Below are 11,809 nucleotides of genomic sequence, written 5' to 3'. Positions count from 1 at the left end.
GTGCTATCCCGAGGCGTGTCGAACAAGTTGCTTTCGGCGTGCGGCATGCTCTAACGCGGTGCGCGAGTGCCTAGTCGCGCTCGCCCCCGCAGCAATGGCTGCAGGAGCCGATCATTTCCCGGACCGCCCGAAGGAAGCTGCAAGTACCCTGGCTTATCGATCCGGTTGATCGATCGCCCCAGCTGGTCGGGCAATGTGCCCGAGTCTCCTCAGGATAGCAGCCAATGATCGAGCCGGAACTCATACATCTTGCCGTCGTTCTCGTTCGGGTTCGAGTGGTTGTCGACGCCGCGATCGACGATGTAGAGGCTCATCTGGTTCGGATCGTCGCTGCTCGGCGCAAGCGCCAGTCCCGCCACTTTGCGTGCATGGGCCGCGGAGATATCCAGAGTTCCCAGGAATTCGCCTGTCGGTGTGGTCATCGTCACCTCGGTACGCGACTTAACGATGTAGAGCAGATCGTGAACCGGGTCGTATTCGACACAGGGATCCCCGTTTGACACCGTGCCCATTGCAAAACTCGTCACCACGTCATCACCACCCACGGATGGCACGCCGTCGAACTTGCCATTCGCACCCGGATTGATCGTATAGATGGTGTTATTGACGCCATTCGCGAGGTACAGAACTCCGCGGTTTGTGTCATAGGACAACCCTTCCGGATCTGTGCTGCCGAACGCGGAGGTCTTGAATGAGGTCACGATGTCGTCGGACGTGTTGTAAAGTCCGTCCGTTCCGGGATTGAGTTCGTAGACGCTCTTCGTGCCGGTGTCGTCCGTAAAATAGAGATGATGGTTTGTGGGGTTATAGGCGACCCCACTCGGTTCATCGGAAAAACTGATGGTTGTAAGCGACCTTACCAGCGTGCCGTTCAGGCTTGTCTCAAAGAGATTCTTGCCCTCGAATATCGACATCTCGTCGACCTCACCGTCGGAAACGAATAGCGTGCCGAGATGCGAAATATAGGTGATCCCCGAGGGATCGGGGCTCGCGGGCGACCATTGCGAGGTGAGGACGGTATGGACCAAGGTCGCTGATGTCGGCGGGCCGTTCGCGCCGCTGGTGACGTTCAAATTGAAGGTTTCGGAAGCAGTGCCGCCGTCGGACGACGTCGCCGTGACTATCAGGTTGATCGACGGTTGGGACTGGGCATTAAGTGTCCCGGTGCCGGAACGGGTGATGACGCCATTGGCGTCGATGGCGAAGCGTGAATCGTTGAGGCTGTAGGTGACCGTATCACCGGCGTCCGGGTCGCTGGCCGAAGCCGTGATGCCGACCTTGGTGCCGGCGACAGCATTCTGGGCAATCTGGTTGGTGGTCGTGTCGGCATCGGCCGGCGTGTTGAAGGCAACCGGCTCCTGGCTGTTGAGAACACCAAGGGTAAAGGTCTGGGTCGCGGTGCTTTGATCGGACGAGGTTGCCGTCACCGTCAGCGTGATCGATGCCTGGGTCTCGAAGTCGAGCGTGCCGGTGCCCGAGCGGGTGATGACGCCGTTGGCGTCGATGGTAAAACGTGAATCATCGAGGCTATAGCTCACCGTATCGCCGGCATCGGGATCGCTGGCCGAAGCCGTGATGCCGACCGCGGTGCCGGCTGCAGCGCCTTCGGCGATCTGGTTGGTGGCCGTGTCGGTGTCGGCCGGTGTGTTGAAGGCGACCGGCTCCTGGCTGTTGAGAACGCCGATAGTAAAGGTTTGAGTCGCGGCGCTTTGATCGGACGAGGTCGCCGTTACCGTCAGCGTGATCGAGGCCTGGGTCTCGAAATCGAGTGTGCCGGTGCCCGACCGGGTGATGACGCCATTGGCGTCGATGGCGAAGCGTGAATCATCGAGGCTGTAGCTGACCGTATCGCCGGCATCGGGATCGCTGGCCGAAGCGGTGATGCCGACCACGGTGCCTGCGGTTGCGAGTTCGACAATCTGGTTGGTGGCCGTATCGATATCGGCCGGCGTGTTGAAGACAATAGGACTGCCTGCCGCCGGAACGGTGTACTCGATGTGCAGGAGAGCTGCGCCAGCGGCGCCGCCCTCATAAGACTTCGCCACGCGCGTGCCGGTGCCGGTGACGACGAACGCCATGTCGTTGAGGGCCGCCCAGCCGCCGCGATCGATGATCTCCTGGACGAGCGCTTTGAGATCCGGCGTTCGCTCGGCAATGCCGGCTTCACCGCGCACCGTCCAGCTTGCCGGCGTCCAGTCAACGGATGCGTCCGTGGTCGGACGCGAGGAGACGTTGAACTTGATGGCCGTAAAGGCGGTCGAATCGTCTGCATCCTCGCCACGGATCACAAATGACGCCGCGCCGGTGCCGACCTCGTCGGAGGTGAACTGGATATAGGCGTTGGTAATGACCGCACCCCGGGGAACGTCGATCCCGGTGAAACGAAGTCCGATGGTCTGGCGGGTGGTTCCATCATAGCCCATGTCCAGATCGTTGATGTTGGTGGATATCGTGCCGGAGCTCTTTTCCTCGATGTCATCAGTGGCGGCGGCGAGCCTTGTCTCGAAAATCGGATCGGCGGCAAGCGTGCTGACGGCGGCACTGCTCAACGTGGCCACGCCGGGGTCAATCTTGCTTGACGCCGGCTCCGGGGCGGTTGCGTTGAAGGAGAGCAGCGTGCTCTCGTGCGTATCGTTTCCAAGCGACCTCTCGTCGGTGCTGGAAGCCACCGCGGTATCCGCCGGATCCAAGAGCAGGCCTTGGTACTCTATGCTGGCATCCACAGAGGAGCGGTGCCTATGAGTGGCGACCGTGGGCTCCTCCCAGCTCTCGCTCAGGTCAGCCACCGGTCGCTGCGCCAGCCCCTGCGGATGAAGGGTCCAGATCGATTCTCCGGCGTCATCCTCGAACACATAGCCGCCATGGCCGCCAAAACTCAGCCCGAACTCGATCGTGAGGAGCTTTGGGATGTCTAGGCCAGATGGAACGCGGGACAACTTAGACATGTCCAACCTCCTTTCCGTGGTTTGCGGATAATCGGGGCCAACCAGTGGACGCGGCCACCCCTACGCTCGTCATGCGGCCAGTGCCACGCGACGAAATCACTGAAGCGCGCGGCGATCTTTCAGATTCGCTTATTGCACTTTAAATAATTGATATTTCTTATGTATTTGTCGAAAATCGCTGCGCAGTTTTGCGCGACATGCTTTTTTGGCGGAGTGGTCGATTCCCCCGATCAGGCGAGCAGCCAATGGTCGAGCCGGAACTCGTAGAGCTTGCCGTCGTTCTCGTTCGGGTTGGAGTCGTTGTCGACACCTCGGTCGACGATGTAGAGACTCATCTGGTTCGCATCGTCGCTGCTTGGCGCAAGCGCCAGGCCGGCCACCTTGCGGGCATTGGCCGCCGATATATCGAGCGTTCCCAATTGCTGCCCCGTCGTTGACATCATCACGACCTGGGTGCGCGACTTGACGACATAGAGCAGGTCGTGAACGGGGTCATACTCGACGCAAGGATCCCCGTTGGAAAGCGTCCCGATCGAAAAGCTCGTCACCACGTCATCGCCGCCCGTGGAGGCCACTCCGTCGAATTTGCCGTTCGCGCCCGGGTTGATCGTGTAGATCCTCGCGTTGCCGTCCGCGAGATACAGGACGCCGCGCTTCGTGTCGTAGGTGAGGCCCTCGGGGTCGGAACTTCCGAATGCGGACGTCTTGAACGAGGTCACGATGTCATCGGCGGTGTTGTAAAGCCCGTCCGAACCCGGGTTGAGTTCGTAGACGCTCTTCGTGCCGGTATCATCTGAGAAATAGAGGTGCCGGTTGGTCGGATTATAAGCAGCACCACATGGCTCGTCCGAGAAACTGGTGGTGGTGAGCGATCTGACCAAGGTACCGTTCAGGCTCATCTCGAACAGGTTCTTTCCCTTGAATATCGACATCTCATCGACTTCACCGTCGGAAATCATCAGGGTGCCGAGATGGGAGATGTAAGTGATACCCGACGGGTCCGGGCTCGCCGGCGACCACTGAGAGGTCAGTACGGTGTGCACCAAGGTTGCCGAAGTGGGCGGGCTCGACGTCCCCGTCGTGACGTTGACGGTATAGTCATGCAAGGCCGCGCTGCCGTCTGACGAGGTGGCCGTGACCGTTAGCGTAATCGAAGGCTCGGATTGCGCATTGAGCGTGCCGGTTCCCGAGCGGGTGATGATGCCGCCTGCATCGATGACGAAACGATCATCGCTGAGGCTATAGGTGACGGTCGAGCCGGCATCAGGATCGCTTGCAGAGGCCGTGATGCCGACCTTGGTGCCGGCGCCAGCGTCCTGGGCAATCTGGTTCGGGGCCGTATTGGCATCCGCCGGGGTGTTGAAGGCGACCGGTTCCGGGCTGTCGAGAACGCTGACGGTAAAGGTCTGGGTGGCCCTGCTTCGGTCGGAGGAGGTCGCCGTCACTGTCAGGGTGATCTGGGCCTGGGTCTCGAAATCCAGGGTGCCGACACCCGATCGTGTAATGACGCCATTGCTGTCGATGACAAAGCGCGCGTCGTCGATGCTGTAGCTCACCGTGTCGTTGGCGTCGGGGTCACTGGCTGAAGCGGTGATGCCGACGGCCGCGCCGACGGCAGCCAGCTCCGCGATCTGGTCGGCGCCGGAGTTGGCATCTGGCGGTGTGTCGAAGGCAACCGGGTCGCTTGGCGGCGGCACGTAATATTCGAGGTGGAGGAGCGGGGCTGCGGCGGCGTTGCCGTCGAAGGACTCGGCGGTGCGCCTGCCGGTGCCCGTGATCAGGAAGGCAATGTCGTTCAGCGCCGCCCAGCCGTCGCGATCGATGATTTCCTGGATGATCGCTTTGAGATCCGGCGTGCGTTGGTCGGCTCCGGCCTCGCCGCGTATTGTCCAGTCTCCTGGTGTCCAGTCGACCGACGCATCCGTAATCGGGCGGGACGAAACGTCGAACTTCGCGGTTGTGAAAGCTGCCGCGTCGTCCGCGTCCTGACCGCGGATCAGCAGCGAAACCGCCCCCGTGCTTACTTCATCGGTGGTGAATTGGATATAGGCATTGGTGATGACGGCGCCCTTGGGGATGTCGATGCCTGTGAAGCGCAGCCCGACCGTTTGACGCGTGTTACCGTCGAAGCCGAGTTCGAGATCGTTGATGTTGCCCGAGATCGTCCCTGAAGCCTTTTCCTCGGCGTCATTGGCGGCGCCGGACACACGGATTTCGAGCGCTGTCGGTGTGCTGCTCGTCGAAGCGGCAAGGCTCTGCACCTCCATCGTCGTGGCCGCCTCCTCGTCGCTGGTCGTCATGGCGGGGGATGGGCTTGTTGCACTCTCTTTCGCCAATCCGGTTTCGGCCGGTGCCGTGGCGCCGCTGGCGCCATCCTCGCGCTGCCCTGGCTCCCGCCACGGATCGAGGTCCGTTGGTGAAAGACCCCAGTCGCTGCCCCCCTCGAAGGAGACCGTCGCGCGCAGAATGTTCTGGGGTGTCAGTGCAGCATTTGCAGCGGCGATGCCGGTCAGTGCCAGCGATCCGTCATCACCCAATCCGCCCTTAAGGCCGTAGTCGAGGTCGATATCTGCCAAAAGCTCTTTGATACTGGGAAACCGAGCCAAACTAGTCATGTCGTATCTCCTTTACCAAGGCGGCCTTTCAGCCGGCCTTTGCAGGTCCGCGATCGTTTGGTGCTCGCTGGGACGGGCACCCCTGGTCATGCCGAAACCCGCGACCGAAAGAGGGTCGCCGTTGGGACACGACGACGTCACTCGATCAGGTCGCGGGACGGAATTTGGAACGCTTGTGTTTCGCCGTTCGGGCCATGCCATCGAACGGATGGAGGATTGTCTGCCTAACCCGGGCGACTGCGTCGCAGCCAAGCGGGCGCCAGCCCGGCGACCAGGCGAAGCATCGACTGCCCATCCCGACCAAGAAACAGTGACGGCAGCAGCCAGCACGACACCAGGCCCGTCGCGCCGGCGGCAATAGCGACATTGAAGAGGAGGACGAGCGGCATCACGTGAACCTGGCGCAATTGATCCGCCGCGATCCAGGCACTGGCGCCAACCACGGCCGCCAGCGCAAATGCCGGCACATGCGCCCCGATGAACGCGGACCAGCCGATCCCGGTGACGCGCAGGCTGAGATGCGCCATCAGCATGAAATTGGTCATGACGGCCGCGACAACGCCGACCGCCACACCCGTCACGCCCCAGAAATGTCCAAGAAGAGCGCCTGCCGCCACTGCGACCACGAAGATTGCCTGCCGCCACGCCCTTGCATAGACGACGCCGGTCGCGCGCGAAATGGAGTCGCTGAGCTTGTAGCTTGTGCGAAACAACATGCCGACGGCAAGGATCTGGAGGGGAGCGACGACCGCGTCCCATCCTTGACCGAGGAGAACCTGGACGAGTTCGGGCGCCGCGATCGCGACGACGAGACTTGCCGGCAGCACCACGAGAGCGCAGGCGGCAACCGCGCTGCGATAGGCGCGGGCGAGCCGGGCGGGCTCCTGTTGTACGAGCGCCATCGTTGGAAACAGGACACGGTCGAGAATCTGGCCGATAATGACCGCCGGCGTGGTCATGAGCTGTGAGGAGAGCGAATAGATACCGAGCGCTTCCGCTCCAAGCCAGCGGCCCACGATGAGCTTGTCGACCTGGGTTGCGAGATAGTTGCACACTCTGGCAATGGTGAACCCGCCACCGAAATACAGCAATTCGCTGATTGCGCGCCGCTCCAGCAGAGGGCGTTTCGGGTGCGGCTGGCCGACAAGCAACACAATCGTGCGCAGAAAGTTTTGGGTCATCAGCGCACCGACGAGCGCCCAAATTCCGAAGCCAGCCAGGGCAAGGATCGGTCCTGCAATCACGAAGCCGACCGCAAAGCATATCGCATCGACAGCGGCCAGCCATTCGAAACGCAGCGCTCGCTGCGCGACGGCCTGCGCCACCAGCGCGACGCCCTGGCAAATGAAGACGACGCTGGTGGCGCGCACGATGGGTGCCAGATCGGCAAGTCGCATGGCATGTGCGATTGCGGGTGCCGTCAACCAGACCAGCCCGGCGATCACGAGACTGAGGATCAGCGACAAGGTGAAGCCGACCCGCAGGTGACGTTCATCAAGCTCGGGCCGCTGCACGATTGCCGGGGCGACACCGAGGTTCTCGAAGATGGTCGCCAGCTTGATGATGACGAGGGCCGCGGCATAAAGCCCGAATTCATTGGGAGAAAGAAGCCGCGCGAGCACGAGGAGCGCGATGACCTCCGCCACGGCGAGCGCCCCCATGGACAGGCCCGTCCAGAACATGCCCACGACACTCCGCCTTGCCAGCCCCTGTCGAATGTTGCTCACGCCTTGCTCTCCTCGGGCGAACGAACCTGCACGCTGCTCTTGTGGCTCTCTCTCATTGAAGGGCAGGCGGAACTTCGTAGCCATACACGCGCATCTCTTCCTCGATCTCCGGAAGGATTGCCCGCAGTTCCTCGCGATCGAAGCGAAGCCACTTCTCCTGGCGGGTGGGGTCGACCATCTCCTTGGCGGCACGAAGGATATCATCGCTGCAGGCGAGCCCGCAGTGGTCGTAGATGCGGCGCAAGGTCGTCTCAGTATCCTGCATCAGGTCCTCGTATCGGCATGTCAGCACCCGACCGTCTCCGAGCTTGGCAAGATCCTCCCTGGCCCGGCGGTTGCCACGTGCCCACTGGCGCGCAATCACCGTCAGCTTGTCCTGTTCCTTCAGGTCCTGGTGGATCCCCTCGTACTTCGGCCCGTAGATCGGCGCGTACTTCCTCCGCAGTATTTTCTTGACGAACATTTGGCGGATGAGCACGGCGGCATAGTAGTGGAGCTGCGTCAGCGGCGTGGTCGAAAGCGTTCTCTTCATGCCCTTCAGCGTCTTCGTTCTCTGCCATTTCAGCTCCATCGAGCTGATGTAGGAGAACGGATTTCGTGTGATGAAGAGGAAGGTCGCCTCCGGGAAAATCTCGTGCACATAGGATGCGCGAAGGACGTTCGACGGGGTATTCTCCATGATCTGGCGGCCACCGTTCTTCACCTGAAATTCGAGAAAGCGTCCGCGAATGTAGCGGATGACCTTTTCCGTCGCATCACGTTCGGTGAACACATCATGTTGCCTTCCGGGGTCCGCGTAGAGCCAGAGCGTGCGCGGTTCATACCAGGTCACCACGTCCGGGTGCAGGCCGATCAATTTCTGCGTGATTGTCGTTCCCGAGCGATAGTTGCCGATCAGGAATATCGGGGGTCTGAGCTTGTCCGCGATCACAGCAATCCTCCTTCGCTGGAGACAGCGATTGAGCGGCAGCGTTGGTGCCGCCTGCATTGCGCCTATTGGTCCCGGAATGCTCGCATCATCTGGTCTGACAAGGGCTTCATCAGATAGGAGAGCATCGTCCGGTCCCCGATCGTGATGAACACCTCGGCGGGCATGCCGGGAAGGAGGGCCAAGGAACCCATGTGTTCCGACCCATCGGGCTTTAGCGCGATCCGCGCGACGTAGTAGCTCTCATTCGTGCGCTGATCATGCGTCACGTCGGCCGCGACCATCGAGACGACACCTTGGAACTCCGGCGTGATGCGCTGATTGAAGGCGGTGAACCGCAGCTGGGCGCTTTGGCCGACAAGGACCTGGTCGATGTCCTGAGGAGCGACCTTTGCCTCGATCGCCAAGGCATCCTGGTCCGGTATGATCATCATGATCGGCTCGCCGGCACCAATCACGCCACCGATGGTGTGCACAGTCGACTGATAGACGGAGCCGCTGACGGGCGCACGGATTTCGATGCGCAACAGTTGATCCGCGGCCGTCACCTGTCGTTCCTCGAACTCGGCAATCTTGGCGTCGACGTCGCGAAGCTCGCTGCCGGTCGAGCTCGAAAACTCCTTGTCCAGCTGCAGGATCTGAAGCTGGACCTCTGCGATCGCGCCCCGCGCCTGCGCAGTGCTGGCGATCAGCTGCGCCCGCTCGCCCTCGATCCGGGTCGCGTCGCGCTCATAGGCCGTCAGCTTCGACAGCGGCGTGAGCTTCATCGCGACAAGATCGCGAATCCCCTCGAGTTCTTCCCTGATCAGTTCGATCTCCTTGCTCTTGGCCTTTCCTTGCGCCAAGTAGCCCTCGATCTGCTTTTGGAGCTGCTCGATGCGCTCGCGAAGCCGCGCTTTGTTGCCGGAGCGCTCGATGCGGCGAATTTCGAACAGTCGCCGCTCGCTCGTGACCAGCGTTGCAACCTCCGGCTCACTCATCCGCGCCACCAGTGTCGGGGCGATCGTCAATTGCTCGCCGCCATCGCGCTCTGCCTCGAGGCGCGATTTTCGGGCATAGAGCTCGTCCAGGCTCTTGGTCACGAAGGCCAGATTGGCGCGCGGCACGACATCGCTGAGCTGCACGAGAAGATCGCCGGCTTCGACATGCGTACCGTCGCGCACGAGGATCTTGCTGACAATGCCGCCGGTCGGGTGCTGAACTTTCTTGCCATTGGAGGCAACGACCACCACGCCGTGAGCGATGATCGCGCCGGAGATCTCCATCGTTGCAGCGAAGCCGCCGACCACGCCGAAAAGCAGGGCGATGACCGTGACCCCACCCAGGAGGTTGCGGCGAATGGAGCGTCGGTGGGAGTGTGGTCCGTTCATTTGAATGGCGACGATTGTTTTAACCGCCTTCAATTCGGCAGTTTGGGGTGGATGGCGATGGGTCTGAGGAAATCACTGTTGGCCGGCTGCAGCGGGGAGAGCTTCGAAAGCACCCGATCTCGCGGGCCCAACGTCTGCATCTGCCCCTCCTTCATTTCCATCACCAGGTCGACCGCGGCGAGGATGTTCGGTCGATGCGTGACGATGACGACGATCCCGCCGCGAGCCTTGATCCTTTTGATCGCTTCGCCAAGGGCCCTCTCGCCATCCGCGTCGAGGTTGGAGTTCGGCTCGTCGAGCACGATCAGAAATGGGTCGCGATAGAGGGCTCGGGCGAGCGCTATGCGCTGACGCTGTCCGGCCGAAAGTGCGGTTCCGCCTTCGCCAATCTGGGTCTCGTATCCATTGGGCAGACTGACGATCAGGTCATGGACGCCGGCTGCCCGTGCCGCGGCAACAACCGCCTCGGCATCCGCCACCGGCTCAAAGCGCGCAATGTTGGTCGCAACCGTTCCCGAGAAGAGCTCCACATCCTGCGGCAGATAGCCGATGTAGCGTCCAAGTTGGTCTTGCGGCCATTGATCGAGTGCGGCCCCGTCGAGCTTTACGCGGCCGATCGTCGGCCGCCAGGCGCCGACGAGAGCGCGTACGAAGGTTGACTTGCCCGAACCGCTGGCGCCGATCACGCCAAGGCCGACACCTGCGCTGAGATTGAACTCGATGCCCTGCACGATCAGCCGTTGCGTGCCAGGCGCGCTGACGGCGACACGATCGACGGTGAGGCTGGAACGGGGCGTCGGGAGGGCCATCGGCCCCACCTCGTCAGGCAGCCGTGAAAGCAACTGGCTCAGCCTGCGCCAGCTTTGGCGCGCAGAAATGAAATTGCGCCAATGAGCGATTGCGAGATCCACGGGCGCAAGGGCCCGTCCAGCCAGGATCGAGCCGGCGATGATGACACCAGCCGTTGCCTCACCATGGATCACCAGCCAGGCACCAACACCCAGCATCGCGGATTGAAGCATCAGTCGCAACGCCCTGGAAAGGCTGCCGAGGCCCCCGACGACATCACTGACGCGCTGCTGCTGGGCGATGTGTTCGCGGCTCGTTTCCTGCCATTGCTCATGCAGGCGCCGTCGCATGCCCATGGCGGCCAGAACTTCCGCATTGCGGCGGCTGGCTTCCGCCAGGTTGTTGCGCCGGATTCCCGAAGATGTCGCCGCGCTCGCCGGCTTGCGTGTCAGCATCTCGGTCGTGATCGTCAACGCCACCAATACGATCGCGCCGCCGATCGCCGTCAGCCCGAGGATCGGGTGGAAACTCCAGATGATCGCGATGTAGAAGGGAAGCCACGGCAGCTCGAAAAGCGCGTTGGGACCCGGGCTGGCAAGGAAGGTGCGGATGCTGTCGAGGTCGCGCTGAGGCTGCAGTCCTTCGCCCTGTTGCCCGACGAGAAGTGGTAGGCGCGCGATTGCGGAGAAAACCCGCCCCGAAACGCATTCGTCCAGTTCGGCGCCGATCCGCGTCATGATGCGGCCGCGCAGCAAATCTATGGTCGCCTGCCCGAGGAAGAGGGCGGCAGCCAGTATCGACAGGCCGATGAGCGTTGGCACGCTCCGGCTCGGCAGGATGCGGTCGTAGACTTGCAGCATGAAGATCGCGCCGTTCAGCATCAGGATGTTGCTGACGCCGCTGAAGATCGCGACACCTGCGAGTGCGCCGCGGCAGGAACGCAAGGCGCCTGCAAGCTCCGTGCCCGGCACGCGCCTTTGCGTGGCCGAAAGGGTGGCTGCGGGCGTGTTGGCGGAAACGCGTCTTCGCCTGCGCCGCCGCGGAACGACCATCAGCATGAGGCCCAGTACCGCGATGGCCAGCCAAAATAACGGCTCGTCCAAAGCAACGCCCGTCAGTTCCGTCAGTTGGTCCCTTAGAGAGGCGGCGCTTGCGGTGAGGCTCTCCATCCATGCCGGCCATGGGGCGACGGCGAACGCGGATCGCGCAGTCTTCCACGCGCTGTTGGCGGGCAGGAACTCGAATGCAAATCGGAGAAGGGTGAGCACGAAGAGGAATGCGCCGGCCACCTGCAATGGCGTGACCGCGCTGTGGCGACGGCGTGACCTCTGCCGCGGCCCACGCAACAGCTGCCCATGTTTCGCCGGCGCAGCCTTGCGGCGCGGCGCGGCGCGCCTATGACTTGCCGCAAGCATGAAGACTGCACCTGAAAGGA

6 protein-coding genes are annotated in these 11,809 nt (G+C 62.2%); all 6 read right to left on the bottom strand.

Going from position 1 to position 11,809, the window contains the following annotated elements; translation table 11 throughout:
• Positions 1-209: 209 nt before the first annotated feature.
• The 6 genes from BHMPCIPO_RS28105 to BHMPCIPO_RS28080 all read right to left on the bottom strand — a co-directional run bounded on the left by BHMPCIPO_RS28105 (position 210) and on the right by BHMPCIPO_RS28080 (position 11,426).
• Positions 210-2,945: an RTX toxin gene (locus BHMPCIPO_RS28105; protein WP_173519988.1), complete on the bottom strand. Its 2,736-nt coding sequence runs from the start codon at positions 2,943-2,945 to the stop codon at positions 210-212.
• A 230-nt stretch (positions 2,946-3,175) separates the two neighbouring features.
• On the bottom strand, positions 3,176-5,560 hold the full coding sequence (locus BHMPCIPO_RS28100; RefSeq protein ID WP_246304587.1) for an RTX toxin: 2,385 nt from the start codon (positions 5,558-5,560) through the stop codon (positions 3,176-3,178).
• Between the two features lie 224 nt (positions 5,561-5,784).
• A complete protein-coding gene (locus BHMPCIPO_RS28095) occupies positions 5,785-7,287 on the bottom strand; it encodes a lipopolysaccharide biosynthesis protein (RefSeq protein ID WP_312033069.1) in 1,503 nt (500 codons plus the stop codon).
• 52 nt (positions 7,288-7,339) lie between these two features.
• Positions 7,340-8,218, bottom strand: a complete 879-nt coding sequence (locus BHMPCIPO_RS28090) for a sulfotransferase family protein (protein WP_173519987.1) — start codon at positions 8,216-8,218, stop codon at positions 7,340-7,342.
• 62 nt (positions 8,219-8,280) lie between these two features.
• Positions 8,281-9,585, bottom strand: coding sequence for an HlyD family type I secretion periplasmic adaptor subunit (locus BHMPCIPO_RS28085; RefSeq protein WP_173519986.1), 1,305 nt, complete (start codon positions 9,583-9,585; stop codon positions 8,281-8,283).
• A gap of 29 nt (positions 9,586-9,614) precedes the next feature.
• Entirely contained in the window at positions 9,615-11,426 is a 1,812-nt protein-coding gene (locus BHMPCIPO_RS28080) for a type I secretion system permease/ATPase (RefSeq protein WP_376741725.1), read from the bottom strand.
• Between the last annotated feature and the right edge of the window lie 383 nt (positions 11,427-11,809).

Source organism: Ensifer sesbaniae (assembly GCF_013283665.1).
GTDB classification, from domain to species: Bacteria; Pseudomonadota; Alphaproteobacteria; order Rhizobiales; family Rhizobiaceae; genus Ensifer; species Ensifer sesbaniae.
The sequence above is the reverse complement of the archived record's forward strand: the minus strand, read 5'-3'. Positions and strand labels throughout refer to the sequence as shown.

Excerpts from the sequence above, each read along its gene's own strand:
- BHMPCIPO_RS28105 (WP_173519988.1), bottom strand. The coding sequence starts at position 2,945 with ATGTCTAAGTTGTCCCGCGTTCCATCTGGCCTAGACATCCCAAAGCTC.
- BHMPCIPO_RS28100 (WP_246304587.1), bottom strand. The coding sequence starts at position 5,560 with ATGACTAGTTTGGCTCGGTTTCCCAGTATCAAAGAGCTTTTGGCAGAT.
- BHMPCIPO_RS28085 (WP_173519986.1), bottom strand. The coding sequence starts at position 9,585 with ATGAACGGACCACACTCCCACCGACGCTCCATTCGCCGCAACCTCCTG.
- BHMPCIPO_RS28080 (WP_376741725.1), bottom strand. The coding sequence starts at position 11,426 with ATGGTCGTTCCGCGGCGGCGCAGGCGAAGACGCGTTTCCGCCAACACG.